At 63.0% G+C, this 15,153-nt stretch carries 12 protein-coding genes; 5 read left to right on the top strand and 7 right to left on the bottom strand.

The window, feature by feature from the left end:
• Window positions 1-314 precede the first annotated feature (314 nt).
• The 3 genes from rlmF to V7714_RS19600 are packed head-to-tail and all read right to left on the bottom strand — an operon-like array spanning window position 315 to window position 2,527.
• On the bottom strand, window positions 315-1,313 hold the full coding sequence (gene rlmF / locus V7714_RS19610; protein ID WP_335711245.1) for a 23S rRNA (adenine(1618)-N(6))-methyltransferase RlmF: 999 nt from the start codon (window positions 1,311-1,313) through the stop codon (window positions 315-317).
• Between the two features lie 2 nt (window positions 1,314-1,315).
• On the bottom strand, window positions 1,316-2,053 hold the full coding sequence (locus V7714_RS19605) for a dienelactone hydrolase family protein (RefSeq protein WP_335711244.1): 738 nt from the start codon (window positions 2,051-2,053) through the stop codon (window positions 1,316-1,318).
• 33 nt (window positions 2,054-2,086) lie between these two features.
• Window positions 2,087-2,527, bottom strand: coding sequence for a hypothetical protein (locus V7714_RS19600; RefSeq protein ID WP_335711243.1), 441 nt, complete (start codon window positions 2,525-2,527; stop codon window positions 2,087-2,089).
• A gap of 78 nt (window positions 2,528-2,605) precedes the next feature.
• Between V7714_RS19600 and V7714_RS19595 the strand changes: the two genes are divergently transcribed.
• Complete coding sequence (locus V7714_RS19595; protein WP_335711242.1) at window positions 2,606-3,007, top strand: MerR family transcriptional regulator; 402 nt, start codon at window positions 2,606-2,608, stop codon at window positions 3,005-3,007.
• A 16-nt stretch (window positions 3,008-3,023) separates the two neighbouring features.
• Here V7714_RS19595 and V7714_RS19590 read toward each other — a convergent pair whose 3' ends face one another.
• Window positions 3,024-3,659 (bottom strand): LysE family translocator, encoded by a 636-nt coding sequence (locus V7714_RS19590; RefSeq protein WP_335711241.1) that lies wholly within the window; start codon window positions 3,657-3,659, stop codon window positions 3,024-3,026.
• 111 nt (window positions 3,660-3,770) lie between these two features.
• Here V7714_RS19590 and V7714_RS19585 point away from each other — a divergent pair, with 111 nt between their 5' ends.
• The gene (locus V7714_RS19585; RefSeq protein WP_335711240.1) at window positions 3,771-4,784 is read left to right on the top strand and encodes a helix-turn-helix transcriptional regulator; all 1,014 of its coding nucleotides are present in this window, start codon (window positions 3,771-3,773) and stop codon (window positions 4,782-4,784) included.
• Between the two features lie 52 nt (window positions 4,785-4,836).
• On the opposite strand, the gene trhO is transcribed toward V7714_RS19585, so the two are convergent.
• Window positions 4,837-5,781, bottom strand: a complete 945-nt coding sequence (gene trhO / locus V7714_RS19580) for an oxygen-dependent tRNA uridine(34) hydroxylase TrhO (protein ID WP_335711239.1) — start codon at window positions 5,779-5,781, stop codon at window positions 4,837-4,839.
• A gap of 230 nt (window positions 5,782-6,011) precedes the next feature.
• On the opposite strand from trhO, the gene V7714_RS19575 reads away from it, so the two are divergent.
• A complete protein-coding gene (locus V7714_RS19575) occupies window positions 6,012-7,301 on the top strand; it encodes a metallophosphoesterase (RefSeq protein WP_335711238.1) in 1,290 nt (429 codons plus the stop codon).
• 23 nt (window positions 7,302-7,324) lie between these two features.
• On the opposite strand, the gene V7714_RS19570 is transcribed toward V7714_RS19575, so the two are convergent.
• Entirely contained in the window at window positions 7,325-9,061 is a 1,737-nt protein-coding gene (locus tag V7714_RS19570) for a PHA/PHB synthase family protein (RefSeq protein WP_335711237.1), read from the bottom strand.
• A gap of 203 nt (window positions 9,062-9,264) precedes the next feature.
• Here V7714_RS19570 and V7714_RS19565 point away from each other — a divergent pair, with 203 nt between their 5' ends.
• Both V7714_RS19565 and V7714_RS19560 read left to right on the top strand, forming a co-directional pair.
• On the top strand, window positions 9,265-12,351 hold the full coding sequence (locus V7714_RS19565; protein WP_335711236.1) for a S41 family peptidase: 3,087 nt from the start codon (window positions 9,265-9,267) through the stop codon (window positions 12,349-12,351).
• 44 nt (window positions 12,352-12,395) lie between these two features.
• The gene (locus V7714_RS19560; RefSeq protein ID WP_335711235.1) at window positions 12,396-13,589 is read left to right on the top strand and encodes a hypothetical protein; all 1,194 of its coding nucleotides are present in this window, start codon (window positions 12,396-12,398) and stop codon (window positions 13,587-13,589) included.
• Window positions 13,590-13,821: 232 nt separating this feature from the next.
• On the opposite strand, the gene V7714_RS19555 is transcribed toward V7714_RS19560, so the two are convergent.
• Window positions 13,822-14,907, bottom strand: coding sequence for a metallophosphoesterase (locus V7714_RS19555; protein WP_335711234.1), 1,086 nt, complete (start codon window positions 14,905-14,907; stop codon window positions 13,822-13,824).
• Window positions 14,908-15,153: the final 246 nt, after the last annotated feature.

Genomic DNA, 15,153 nt, shown 5'->3' with positions numbered 1-15,153 from the left:
GGAGGCAGGCTGTTGCAGAAATGCCGGTGCATGGCCAAGAAATCGGGTTTGGTATCAGTGGCTTGCAAACGGACGCGCGGCGACCTTAGCGCCCGCTGCACGGAGATGGCCGCTAGACGGTGTGGCACTTGACGGGGATTTTGGCGTGGGGATACCTGACCGGGGCGCAGCAGCCGGCTCGCCACGCCCTAAAAATACGCGTGGCGATCAGCAGCTAGAAATCAGGTAGGAGGTACGAAAGATAGGGACAAGTCTGCGGCGGACGCTACCCACCCGCTCAGCGGAACACAGGCAGCGTCACACCGCTTGTTGGCCTATGCACTCCAGCGATGCAGGCGCCAAGCCTGCTGCTGGCGCTTGTCGAGGAAGGTCCAGGCGACGATGCGGCTGATTTTCTGGCCTTGCGCCATCTCTATGGTCTTGCTCTCCACCACGCCCGCCTCGGCCAGTGCGCGGTAGATGGCCGGCAGGCTGGTGGCCTTGGAAACCAGCGAGGTGTACCAGAAGCAGCTGGCTGGCCACTGCGCACTCTCGGCCACCATGCGGCTGATAAAAGCTTCTTCGCCGCCATCGCACCACAGCTCGCCAGCCTGGCCACCAAAGTTGAGCACAGGCTGCTTGCCGGCGGCCTCGGCGCGGCCCAGGTTCTTCCATTTGCGCTGGGTGCCTGCCACTGCCTCGGCGTGGGAGCCATGGAAGGGCGGGTTGCACAGGCACAGGTCATACCATTCTCCCGCCTGTATCACCCCATGCAGGATGGCAGGCGGGGCCGCCTGCAGGCGCAGGGTGATGGCATCCTGCAGCCCCGGATTGCCATTGACGATGGCCTGGGCACTGGCCAGTGCCGTCGGGTCGATCTCGCTGCCGGTAAAGTGCCAGCCGTAGCTGCTATGGCCTATCAGAGGGTAGATGCAGTTGGCGCCCACACCGATATCCAGCACCTGTATGCCGGCACCGCGCGGCACCTTGCCGCCGTTGTGGCCGGCCATCAAATCGGCCAGGTAATGCAGGTAGTCGGCTCGCCCAGGTATGGGCGGGCACAGGTACTGGGCCGGGATATCCCAATAGCCCACCTTGTAGTGGTGCTTGAGCAAGGCGCGATTGAGCGCCTTGACCGCCGCCGGGTCGGCAAAATCGATGGATTCATTGCCGTAGGCGTTGATGGCGACAAAGGCCGCCAGTTCGGGGCTGGCGGCGATCAGCTGGGCAAAATCATAGCGGCTGCGATGGGCGTTGCGCGGATGCAGGTCGGTCTTTTCGGCCACCGGGGTACGAATGGCAGCCTGCTTGGGGTGATGAGGTTTATTCGACATGATCAGCCTAGTTTGCGACGGAATAGCGCCAAGGCCAACTGGTATCCCAGTTGCGCCAGCTCGGGATCATAGCGTTCGCCCTCATCACGCATAAAGGCATGCTGGCCGTTGAACTCGTGCCAGGTAAAGTTCAGGCCGGCCTGCGCCAGGCTGGCGTAGACCTGGGCACGGCCCTCGGCGGGGATATGCGGATCCTGCTTGCCCCAGATCATCAGCAGCTCACCCGTGATATCGGCCAGCCGCGCCATGCTGTGCTGGCCTGCAGGGCTGGGGATGACCTGGGTGTGCAGATCGGTGGCATAGAAGCAGGCAGTAGCGCTGACCTGCGGTTGCAGGGCGGCACGGAATGCCAGGTGGCCGCCCAGGCAAAAGCCCATGGCGCCAAACTGGCCGCTGCACCAGGGCTGGGCCTGGGCCCAGCTGATCAACGCGCGGTTGTCGGCATCGTAGCCGGTCACTGGCTTGGCGGCCTTGTCGGCATTGCCCTTGTCGCGGCCGGCCGCATCGTAGGCCAGCACCGTGCCTGCCGGGTTCAGTTCGTGGAACACCTCGGGCACCAGCACTACATAGCCATGGCCGGCCAGCAGCCTGGCCGAGCGCTCGATGGGGCCGGTCTGCTGGAAGATCTCGGAATAGAACAGGATGACCGGATAGCGGCCATCGCCCTGCGGCCTATGCACATAGGTGCGCATGGGGCCGCTGAGGGTGGCGAGATCAACGGTGTGGGACTGGATAAGCATGGACCGGCCTGGGTGATCGTTATGGCCCTGATTTTACCCTGCCGCCCCACCCAGCTCGCGGCTATCTGCATGGGCATGCTGCGTTCGCACCGGCAGCGCCTGGGCAATGCCCCAGGCCAGCTCAACCACCAGAAAACCGGCCACCAGCCAGCTGGCGCCCTGCAGCAGTGCATAGGCCTGCCATAGCGCAAACAGGCCCCGGGCCACCGCATCGTAACGGCCGAACTGCTGCTGCGGATCGCGCAAGCGCAATACCGACCAGACGCAGACGATGGAACCCAGCAGATTGGCCATCAACATGGGTACGGCAGAGAAAGCTGGAAACTCGCCCGGCAGCGCCAGTGCCGTCGCCACGGCGGTCAGGGCGGCATGTAGCAGGGCAAAACTCCAGGGCGTGGCGAAGGCGGCGGTGACGACCAGGTCGTAAGCAGCACTGGCGCGTACCAGTCGGCGATATTGCTCGGGAGTCCACATGGGGCGATTCCTTGACGGTGATGGGTAGAGCACACAGGCTAAAGCCTGGAGTACACTCCAAGGTCAAGGAGATATCTCATGCGTATCGGTGAACTGGCGAGCGCCAGCGGCATCAGCCGCGACAGCCTGCGTTTCTACGAGCGGGCCGGACTGCTGCAGGCGAGGCGGCAACAGAACGGCTACCGCGACTACCCGGCCGAAGCCGTGCAACTGTTGCTGTATATCAAGACGGCGCAAAAGCTTGGTTTCAGCCTGGCCGAGATCGGCAGCAACCTGGCACGCTTGCGCACGGCACCCGACCAGGAGGCAGCCATCACCGCCTTGCTGGCAGCCAAGCTGCAGGTGGTTGAACAGCGCCTGGACGAGCTGGCAGCCCTGCGCAACGAGCTACAGAACAGGCTGGGGCAGGTCTGCCCCTTACGCCTGCAAGCCGGCCCAGGCACCAGCCCTGCGGAAGCTGCCAGAAAACTCAGCGTCTAACGCGCGTAACTATCGCTCACCACCCCTGCCAGCCGGTCAGGCCGGTGTACAGCGCCGCGCCCAGCAAGCCCAGCCCCACCACGCGTGCCAACCACAAGCCCACCCATGGCCGCTGCGCCAGCCAACCCCGCGATTCCCCCGCCGCCAGCGCCAGCCCGCCATACACCGCCAGTTGGGTGAACGCTGTAATGGCGCTCAATACCACCGCCTGCAGCCACAAGGGGCCATAGCGCACCTGCATGAACTGCGGAAACACCGCAAACATGAAGAGATAGGCCTTGGGGTTCAGCAGATTGGTCAGCACCGCTTGCCGGAACGTCCCCCACTGCGAGCGCGCCATACCTGGCGCCACCTCCAGCACAGACGCCCTGCTACGCAGCAGCGACCACCCTATCCAGGCGATATACCCCGCACCCGCCAACAGCAAGGCATTGAACAGGCCAGGAAAGAGCTGTATCACCAGACCCAGACCCAGGCCCGTCGCCGCCACATGGCACATCCCGCCCGCCACCATGCCCGCCACGGCGGTCAATCCTGCCCGCCGCCCACCCACCAGCGAACTGGCCAGCACATAGGCCATATCCAGGCCAGGCAACACGATCACGCCCAGCACCAGCAAGAAGTACAGCCATAAATGTCCAAACTGCTCCATATCCCGCCCCATCTTCCTATTGACGCAACTCGGCCACCCCGAGTCGCACTGGGCACAGGATAAAATCCAATCAGGTCAATTTCTGTCCTGATTATGTTTTAAGCTATTGCAATGTATCACCCTACCACCCGCCTACTCACGGTACTCGAGCTGTTGCAGGCACATGGCCGCCTCAGCGGGCCAGAGCTTGCCCGCCGGCTTGATGTCGATGTGCGCACCTTGCGCCGCTATATCGTACGGCTGGAAGAGCTGGGGATACCCATCATGGCCGAACGTGGCCGCCACGGCGTCTATGCCCTGGTCGCCGGCTACAAGCTGCCCCCCATGATGTTCAACGACGATGAGGCCCTCGCCCTCTCGCTAGGCCTGCTTGCCGCTGGCACCCTGGGCCTAGCCAGCGCCACACCGGCCGTCGAAAGCGCCCAGGCCAAGATAGAGCGGGTGCTGCCCACTGCACTCAAGACACGGGTACATGCCCTGGCCGAGACGGTACGCCTGCAACTGCGGCCCGGCAGCCCTCGCCATGATGGCCAGACCCTGCTGACACTCAGCAGTGCCGCCCATGCCGGGCAACGCGTCGCCTTCCATTACCAGGCCGGTTCCGGCCAGCAGACCGACCGCGAGGTCGACCCTTACGGCCTCATTTACCGCGACGGCCTATGGTATCTCGTCGGCCATTGCCACTTGCGCCAGGCCCTGCGCAATTTCCGGTTGGACCGCATCAGCCAGGTCACCGCCCGCTCGCAGGTCTTCAACCTTCCCGCCGATTTCGACCCTGTCGGCTTTCTCGATCAGCAACTGGCCAGCCTGCCCCGCAGCGAGCGTGTTGAAGTCCGTCTCCATACCAATCTCGACACCGCCCGCCAGGCCTTCCGACCCGATATCGGCCTGTTTCTCGCCCAGGCCGACAGCGTGTTGCTGCAAGCCCGGACCGATCACCTCGACTGGTTCGCCCGCCAGCTCGCCTGCCTTCCCTTCGACTTCGATATTCTGCATCCCAGCAGCTTGCAGCAGGCGCTGCACAACCATGCCCAAAAGCTGCTGCGCCACCAGCCACATCAGCAAGGGCAGACAGCCACCGACCAAGCGGCGGCTTCACCCGCGCAGCCTGCAGACGGCACTTGATGATGTCCCGCCCGGTCGCAGGTAAGGATCCGCTTGATCCCGGCGTGCCGGCCTACTTGGCCTTGTGGGCCGCCGCTCGCGGGTCGTAACCCATGGGGTGGGGCTGGTTGCGGGCCTTGGCCAGTTCGATCTGCTTCTGCCGTTCCCGGGCGCTGGCGCGGGTTTTCTCGCTCAGGCTATCCCAGCAATTGGGGCAGCTGATGCCGGGGCTGTAGTGTGGCGAGGCACGGTCGGCTACCGATACCGGCTGGCGACAGGCGTGGCACAGATCGTAGTCCCCTTCGCTGAGGTCGTGCCTTACCGTCACCCGGTTATCAAACACAAAGCAGTCGCCCTGCCATTTGCTTTGATCCTGCGGCACCCGCTCCAGATATTTGAGTATGCCGCCCTTGAGGTGGTAGACCGCTTCAAAACCCTCCCCCAGCATAAAACTGGAGGCTTTTTCGCAGCGTATGCCGCCAGTGCAGAACATGGCGACCTTCTTGTGCCGGCTGGGGTCGAAGTGCTTGCGCACATACTCGGGAAACTCGCGGAAGCTCTCGGTATGCGGGTCGATGGCACCTTCGAAGGTGCCAATCGCCACCTCATAGTCGTTGCGGGTGTCGATCAGCAACACTTCCGGGTCATTGATCAGCGCGTTCCAGTCTTCGGGTTCCACATAGGTACCCACCTGGGTATTGGGATTCACGCCCTGAACGCCCATGGTGACGATCTCTTTCTTGAGCTTCACCTTGGTGCGATAAAACGGCTGGGCGTCGCAATAGCTTTCCTTGTGGTCGATATCCACAAAGCGCGGATCGCGCTTGAGCCAGTCCAGCAGGCCATCTATGCCGGCGCGGGTGGCGGACACCGTACCATTGATGCCCTCCTCGGCCAGCAGCAGCGTGCCTTTGACGCCGTTGTCTTCCATGCATTGCTGCAGCGGTGCGCGCAGCGCCTGGTAATCACTGAGGGTGACGAACTTGTATAGCGCCGCCACCACGATCTCTTGCGTCATGGTCTTCTCTTAGCCAGTGGTCGCTCCCGTAAAGAGCGGACCGGTTAAACAATATGGGCGCCAACCAGCATGCATTGACCATCCGCAGGCCGGCGCGGCCGGAATTTTACATTGAAGAATCAATCCATTACAGCGATTGCTGCAAATAGTGCAACAAATCGTGTCGCGGTAGTGCGCAACACCAGGGGAAACCCTAATATTTCGGGCTTTCTCCATAGCTATTCCCAATCATGCGCAAACGCCTGTCCCGCTGGCTACTCGGCACCTTTATCCTGCTCACCCTGCTGTGCCTGGGCCTGCTCTGGCTCACCCATTTCGAAATCACCCGCCATGGCGTGCACACCGGCTTGCGGGTAGACCTGCCAGGAAGCGACCTGCGCCTGCGCACCTATGCCGGTACCGGCGATGCACCACGGATACCAGGCTTTGTCGATGGCCCGCTGGTGCGTATCGGGGCCGATGGGCAGTGGCAGGCGCAATGGTTTTGCGAGGACAAGACCGCCAGCCAGCAAGGCCGTGGCACGCAGCTGCAATTCAGTTGCGGCGGCCGCGAGTACCGTTATGCCCTGGCCCAGCCAGCCCCCGCAGCAGATGTGCAGGCCGAGATGCCCGAGCGGCTGGTGGTGCTGAGCGATATCGAAGGCAATCTGGCCTTTCTGGATGCCGCCCTGCGCAGGCTGGAGATTGTCGACGCCCAGGGCAACTGGCGCTTTGGCCGCAACCAGCTGCTGTTCAACGGTGACCTGGTGGACCGGGGCCGCGATGCCCAGGCCGTCCTGTGGCGGGTACATAACCTGACCCTGCAGGCCCAGGCCGCCGGGGGGCAGGTGCATACGCTGCTGGGCAACCATGAACAGTACGATCTGCGCGGCAACCTCTCGCGCGCCCATCCCGAGCACATCTTTGCTAGCCGCCAGTTGGGCGGGTTTACTGCTACCTATGGGGCCGACACGGTGCTGGGGCAATGGCTGCGGCAGCAGCCGGTTGCCGTCAAGCTGGGCAAGGTGCTGTTTGCCCATGGCGGCATCAGCCCGGCCGTGGCGCAGAGCGGTTTGTCGGTATCGGCGCTGAACCAAACCATGCGCGATTACTGGCTGGCCAAGCCCGCCAGCACCACCGGGCTGGATGCCGTACTAGGTCGCCAGGGGGTCACCCAGTTCCGTGGCTACCTGCCCGACGAAACGGGCAAGTCGCTATCGCCTGCCGAGTTGGAGCAGGTGCTGCAGGCCTTTGGGGCAGAGCGCATGGTGGTGGCCCATACCCTGGTGGACAAAGTCGAAGCCCTGTACGACGGCCGTGTCTATGCGGTGGACGTCAATACCAACCAGGCCCAGCCGCAGGTGCTGGTGTTTGAGCAGGGCCAGCCCCGCGTCATCGACCTGGGCGTGCCGCGAGGACTGCCCGAGGACAGCCCCACCCTGGTCCGGCCTTTCCGCGTGACCTCGGGCGAGGACTGGCGCGCCATCAAGGCGATGGTGGACAGCCTGCGTACCCTGTCCAAACTGCCCCACCCCTACTAGCGGTATGCGACAGCGCCGCTGCCTTACTCGAACACATAGCTGCCCGGTGCCTCGATCAGCTTGGGGTATTGCTTGTTGCTCAGGGGTGGTGGCTTGATCTGCGCACCGCAGCGAGGGCGCAGCCAATCCACCCAGCTGGGCCACCAGGAGCCTGGGGTCTTTTGCTGGCGGGCCAGCCAGGCCTCGGGCTGCTCCCTGGCGCCCACACTACCCTGCCAGTAGCTGCGCTTGGAATTGGCCAGCGGTGGGTTGACCATACCCAGGATATGACCAGAGGTGGAAAGGGTGAACGTCGCCGGCTCGGGCAGGTGCTTGAGCAGGCTGTAGGTGGTCTTCCACGGCGCGATATGGTCTTCCTCGGCGGCCACCATAAAGAGTGGCTGCCGTATGCGGCCCAGGTCCAGTGCCTGCCCGGCCATGCACAAGCTGTCCGGCTCAATCAGCCGGTTATGCAGGTAGAACTCGCGCAGATAGTAGCGATGCATGGCGGCCGGCATGCGGGTCATATCGGTGTTCCAGTACAGCACGTCCATGGCGCGTGGCGTCTCGCCCAGCAGGTAGTTGCTGACCACATAGTTCCAGATCAGGCTGTTGGGCCGCAGCATGCGAAAGCTCGATGACATCTCCTTGCCGTCGAGAAAACCCTGTTTCTGCATGATGCCGTCGATGACATCAAGGCCGTCCTCGTCGATAAAGACTTCGATATCGCCCGGGTTGGCAAAATCGGTCAGGGTAGTCAGCAGGGTCCAGTGTGCTACCGGCACCTTGTCGGGGTCCTGCCGATTGGCCCAGGCCATGTAGAGGGCCAGCAGCGTGCCGCCTATGCAGTAGCCCAGGGCATGCACCTGCTCACTCTTGCCCACGCTCCGGGCCACCTCGATGATGCGGGCGGCGCCTTCGACGATATAGTCGTCGAAGCTCACCTCGGCCATGTCCTCGTCGGGGTTCTTCCAGCTAGTGATAAAGACATTGAAACCCTGCCCCACCAGATACTCCACCAGCGACTTGCCCGGCGCGAGATCAAGAATGTAGTACTTGTTGATCCAGGGCGTGATCAGCACCAGCGGCATGGCATGGACGGTCGGGGTGGTCGGCGCGTAGTGGATCACCTCCAGCAGCTTGCCGCGATAGACCACCACGCCCGGCGTCAGCGCCAGGTTGCCGCCCACGGTGTAGGGTGTGCGGTCGGTCATGCTGACATCGCCACCGCCTGCATCGCGGGCCAGGTTCTGCAGGCCCTTGAGCAGGCTCTCGCCCCGGCTCTCCCAGGCTTTTTGCTGGGCAATGGGATTGAGTGCCAGGAAATTGGTCGGGGCCAGGGCGTTGAGGCTCTGCCGCAGCCAGAAAGCGCTCTTGCGCCGTTCGGCATCGCTCAGGCCCGGGCTCTGGTACAGCATGTCCTGTATCCAGCGGGTCTGCATCAGATAGGCTTCCTTGACGTAGTCCCAGCCGGGGTGGTCGCGCCAGACCGGATCGGCAAAGCGTTGATCCTCGGGGTTGGGCGGAAACAGATCGGTGTCCGGCTCGCCCAGCCAACGGCCCACGCCCTGCTGCTGCAAGGTGGCAACATCATGGACATAGCGGGTCATGGCCGATGCCAGCTCCACCGGATGGCTCAGCCAGGAGAACGCGGCCTTGCTGTGTATGGCCACCAGGCCCCAGGGATCGAAAGCCTGGCGTAGCTGGTGCTTGAGGTTGGCATAGCGGACTTCCTGCTCTTCCAGAAAGCGGGCGCGGCGGGCGGCGGGTGAATCAGACATGGCGGGATACTCCGGTAGCCTGGGTGTACTGGGCAGCGGCCCTGCTGGCGCGGGCGGCACTGCAGACTTCACTCTAGTAGTCATGACGCACTGCAACAAGTTCCACGTGGCGTCGCGTGGATACCACGGCAAGCAAGCCGCCCCTGATTGCCCAGCCCGGAATGGCCTAGACTGCGCGCTTTCCTGCCTTGCTGGACGCCGCCATGCGCCTGACCCCGCTGCTTGCCACCCTGCCCCTGTTTACCCAGGCCGCCCCCCTGCTATACGAACCCGCCATCTCGCCCGACGGCCAGACCCTGGCCTTCGTCTCGGGCGGCGATATCTGGACCGCCCCCAGCCAGGGTGGCGAAGCCCGCCTGCTGGTGGCCCACCCGGCCACCGAATCACGCCCGCTGTGGTCGCCCGACGGCAGCAAGCTGGTATTCAGCTCCAACCGCAGCGGCAACGGCGATCTCTACCTGCTGGATATCGCCAGCAACCAGCTGCGCCGTCTCAGCCATGACGACAGGGCCGAACAGGCCAGCGCCTGGTCGGCCGATAGCCGCTGGGTGTATTTCCACCATGCCTCGCACGATATCCAGCGCATGAACGATGTGTACCGGGTGGCCGCCAGCGGCGGCACGCCCATGCCGGTGCTGGCCCAGCGTTATCTGGATGAGAGCCAGTCCAGCCCCTCACCCGACGGCCAGTGGCTGGCCCTGAATGCCCGCAGTTTCGGCCAGTGGTGGCGGCGCAATGGCGCCCATATCGACCAGGACGAGCTGTGGCTGGCCCCGCTGAGCGGCCAGGGTGGCTGGCGCAAGCTCTCCACCGATGGCGCCCGTGCCAGTTGGCCCATGTGGGCCGCAGATGGCCGCAGCATCTGGTTTGTGGGCAACCCCGGCGGGCAGGACAATCTCTATCAACAGGCACTGGACGGCCAGCCCAGGGCTGTAACGCAGTTCACCACCGGCCGGGTGCTATGGCCCAGCCTCTCGGCCAATGGCCAGACCCTGGCGTTTGAGCGCGACTATGGCTTGTGGACGCTGGACACCCGCAGCGGCGCCAGTCGGCAGATTCACGTGAAACTATCGGGCAGCGGCCCCACCCCGACCACCGAGAAACTGGCCGTGGGCGACAAACTGGAGGAGCTGCACCTCTCGCCCGATGGCAAGCAGCTGGCCTTTGTCGCCAGGGGCGATATATGGCTGGCAGCCGTAGCAGGCGGTAGCGCCAGCCGGCTGACCCGCAGTGCCGCAGCCGAATCGCAGCTGGCCTGGTCACCCGATGGCAAGCAGCTGGCGTATACCTCGCTGCGCAATGGCCCAGCCGAAATATGGCGCTACAACCTGGCCAGCAAGACCGAGCAACGTGTCAGCCAATCGGCCGAGAGCGATGCCTTTCCGCGCTGGTCGCCTGATGGCAGCCAGATCGCCTATATCCGCAACGGCAAGGCGCTGCATAGCGCCAGCCTGGCCGATGGCAAGACCCGCCTGCTGAGTGCCGTGCAAACCGGCCGGCCGCCGATTTGGGCCGACTCCCCCCTGGCCTGGTCGCCCGATGGCCAATATCTGGCCGTGGTGGAGCTGGGCCACAAGCTCTTGGCCCAGGTAACGCTGGTGACACTGAAGGATGGCAGCAAGCAGGCCCTGACCCAGCTGGCCAGCCCCGGCACCGGCAAGAAACTGTGGTTCCGCCCCGAAGACCAGGGCTATGGCCAGCCCAGCCTGCAATGGCGGGCCGATGGCCAGTTGCTGTGGTGGCGTGCCTTCCAGCACAGCGAAGCCGGTGGCCGCATCGTCGAGATTCCGCTGGCGCCACCCGCACCGCTGGGCGCCGACGGCGAGCCGGCCAAGGTGGCCCGCCAGCCCGATGCTGCCTGGGCCCGCAGCCATGCCAGCCTGCTGCCCAGCCCTATCGATAGCCAGTACTTTGCCGCCAGCCGCGATGGCAAGACCCTGGCCCTGGTGGGCATTGTGGCCGGCCAGCCCAATATCTGGCGCTACAAGGCCGGTGAGCTACCGCGCCAGCTGAGCTTCAGCACAGCCACCAAGCATGGCCTGCAACTGAGTACCGACGAAAAAGAGGCCTACTACCTGGAAGGCGGCAAGGCCATGGTGGTGGCGCTGGACGGCGGCAGCCCGCGCACCATCCCGCTGCAGGCCGAGACCGAAGTGGCGTTCGAGGCCGAGAAACAGGCCGTCTTCGACGAGGCCTGGCGCACCCTGGGCGACTTCTTCTTCGACCCGGCCATGCGCGGCCAGGATTGGGCAGCCCTGAAGACCCGCCACCAACCCTGGGTGGACGCGGCACTGACCCGCGACGAGCTGCGGCGGGTAGTGTGGCTGATGCTGGGCGAGCTGGACACCTCCCACACCGGCCTGGCCGCCCCGCGCGGCGAGACCCAGACCACCCTGGGCCGGCTGGGCCTGGACCTGGATCGCAGCGCCTATGAGCGCGACGGCCAGCTACGGGTGGCCCAGGTCGTCGCCAACAGCCCGGCCGCGCAGGCAGGCGTGGCCGTGGGCGACATCCTGATCGGCCTGGACGGCCAGACGGTGGAACGCCATGACAACCTGGACCGCCTGCTGGACGGCAAGATAGGCAAGCTGGTGGCGCTGAGCCTGCGCGCTCAGGATGGCAAGCAGCGTACTGCCTATGCCAAGCCGGTGGCCGCCGCAGACGAGAGCACCCTGCGCTACAAGCAGTGGGCCGCCGCCAAGCGGGCCGAGGTGCAGCGGCTCAGCGGCGGCAAGCTCGACTACATACACATGGTGGACATGCGCGAGGCCTCGCTGGACCAGTTCCACCTAGATCTCGACCGCCTCAGCCATGCCGCCCAGGGCGTGGTGCTCGACGTGCGCAACAACTATGGCGGCATGGTCGATAGCTGGGAACTCGATACCCTGGCACGCCAAAGCCACTACAGCTTTACCGCCCGCCAGTTGCCCACCGCACCGGGCCGCCTGGCCGTGGGCCAGCAGACGCTGGAAAAACCCACCATCCTGCTGACCAACAAGATCACCCTGTCGGACGGCGAAGTCTTCACCGAAGGCTACCGCGCCATGCAGCTGGGCAAGGTCGTGGGCGAGCCGGGCGCAGGCTGGGTGATCTTCACTTCGTTCAAGGTGCTGGTGGACGGCTCGGTCCTGCGCCTGCCCTTCAGCCGGGTGGTATCCACCCGCAACGGAGACGACCTGGAAAGCGGCCCCAGGCCGGTAGACATTGCCGTTGCCGACAAGCTGGGCGAGCAGACCGATGCACAGCTGGAAACCGCCGTGCAGGTGCTCTTGGGGGGCAAGGCACCCTGAGGGCCTGTTCTGAATCTCCGGCGCTGGAGAGCCAGGACGACCAAATGGATGAACCGCAGGCGGGTGCTGAGCAGCCACTCGCGGTTCTTCCAGCTCAGTTTCCATTAATAATCTTATTAGTCAAATTACAGAAAAGAAGGCACACCGTGACGAAACCACCCTTTAATAATTTTCTAAATAGCCCCACCTTTATTGCGGCCCGGAAACTTCAGGAGCGACTTGACAGACAACTAGCCCCCTTTCAGCGCTTCATAGATGCAGCAGAACAGTTAACGCAAAACTCAAGTAGTCAGGCGTTAAAAAATGTACAGAGAAATAGCGAGCTTGCCAGACACACGCTGTTGGTGAGTGAGCAAGTACGGGTCGCAGAGCGCATAAGTCACGTCATTGAGCAGTGCTCTTTCATCACAAAACTAAAGCGCGGCACAGACCTACGATTACCGCAAAGCACTATCGAATTCATCAATCAATATGATAGTTTTCAAAAAGCCACCAATCTCGGCTCAATCAGACAGATTACCGATCTTATTAAGCATTTCTCCGCGAGTCATTCTGCATATAAATCAACTTTTTCAGCACTACATCCGAAAATATTGAACGGCTTACCGGAAGGTGAGCTATCCAAAATAAATGCCACTTTTCTGGCTATAGCAGATGCGCGCAAGTTCCTGGACAGCTTTGGGCCAGATCTAAGTGATATTGACTTCAGTCATTTAGAGCTTAATGATGCAGACGAAAAGCAAGCCAAATCAGCCACAGAGGAACTAACCCGAGTAGCCAATGATGGGCTGCCGTTAGGTGAGTTCTTTCAACAATTCACACTGTATATCACAAACATCCCTAGCACTTCCGCCCAGGCCATTCTCATCGTCTGCTTTTTATACTTATTGGACAGTATTACGCAAGGCTACATAGGAGCACTTGCCCAGCGCCATTTAGACCACGTTTTTCCCGTAACGCCAAAGGAGGCTACGACAGAGGCTCAGAAGTGTGTGCGCACTATGGTCGGCCCGCTGGATATTATCTTGAAGAATTATCGAATAGTCACCGCGTCAAAGCTAAAAGTTCGGCACTGTCCCAGGGCACTCTCGCCAGAAATCGCACACTTGACAGCAGGCAATGTAGTAATGTTACTGAAGAAGGAAAAGGACTTCACCTTGGTCTCGTGGAAAGACACTGAGAGCGGCGTTGAAATCCAAGGATGGGTGTTCTCACGTTACCTTCAAAAGCTCACTTAACCCCACCGTGAACGCAGAGAGCAGCTCTCCTCAAAGAAGTGTTGCTCCCGGCGAGCATGGCGCTATCACTACGGTGCCACTACCGGCATCCCTGTCTTTGCCAGCTTGCTCGTACTTCAGGGGTATTTTTTCTACGCATTCCAAAAGTTGTCGGCACTAGAGGAAGATCGTGAACAGGCTCTGAGGAGAAATCATCGGTACCGCATTGTTGCTGCAACGGTGCGGTGCTGATTCACTCCTGGCCCGGCAATACCCCGCCGCTATCCTCGCCAGCCGCCAGCTCGCTGCGCCGGCCATCCATGGTGCCGCGCCACAGCTTGCCATCCTGCCATAGCAGCAGTTCGCCGCGCTCACCGTCCTTGATGCCGGCGTCCACCCCTATGACCCTGCCGCCATACAGCGATACCAGCTCGCGCTGGGTGGTGTGTCCCACCACGATGCGGCGGGCGCCCAGGCGATCCAGCAGGGCATTCACATCGGCCAGGGTGGCGCGCTCGGGCAGGAAGTAACCGCGGTACCAGAGCGGACCCTTGCTGCCCATCAGATAGCTGGCTTCGGGATCCTGCGCCAGTTCGGCCTTGCTGGCGCCCAGCCGCTCGCGAAATCGCTGGTTGATATGCTTGAGGTCTATCGCCGCCTGGGCCAGCTCCGGATGCAGGCCGCCGTGCAGGAACACGGTGTCGCCCAGCTTGAGCACAGTGGCCCGGTTGCGCAGCCACTGGCCCAGCTCGGTATCGCGGCCATACAGCTGGTCGTAGCTGCGGCCCAGCAGTTGGGCCACGGCCTGATAGCGCGGGTGGATGTAGCGCAGATCACCGCGCAGCACCATGGCCTCGTGGTTGCCCAGGACAAAATGCACGGCGCCGCCGGCTGCACGGGCCTGCTGTTCCAGCTGGTAGACCTGCCACAAGGCCTCGTTCACCGTGGGGCCACGGTCAAAGATATCGCCGGCGATCACCAGCACCCCCTTGCCCCATGCCCAGTTGCCCTTGCCGTCGATTACCCCCTGGGCCTTGAGCAGGGTCTGGAAGACGCCCGCCTGGCCATGGATATCGGACAGCGCAGCCCAGCGCTGCGGTTGCGGCTGGATATCGGGCGCCACCGGATTGCTGCGGTTCAGCGCCAGGCCCTTGAGCTCGCCACACGGTATGGCCAGCTTGCCGCCAGCTTGGACCGGCAGGCGCTGTACCTGGCCCTGGCACACCCAGGCCGCCTCGCTGGTCTGCCCCTGGTGGATCACATAGGGGCCGTCATTGAGGCTGTCGTCAGCCCAGGTGGCAAGGCAGGCAAGGCTGAGCAGCAGGGGAGCAAGGCGCATGGCGGCTAGGGGTCGGTTGAAGAGCCGACATTCTGGGGAGGTGGGGCAGTACAGGCAAGCGGCGCAGGTGTTTATGTCTAAGAGCCTGTTCAAAGTCTTTTCGCCGCGTCGCTGATCTGGAAAATGGCCAGGCACAAGGCGTGGTGCGCAGGCAATAACAAGTTATTGCCAAGCGCCACAACGCAGTGAATGGCCGTTTTCCAGTTCAGCCCTACGGGTTCGCAACCTTGCCGGCGAATGGCGGCG

Source organism: Chitinimonas sp. JJ19 (assembly GCF_036961565.1).
Lineage (GTDB): Bacteria > Pseudomonadota > Gammaproteobacteria > Burkholderiales > Chitinimonadaceae > Chitinimonas.
Note: the sequence above shows the minus strand (reverse complement) of the source record. Positions and strands in the feature narration are given on the sequence as shown.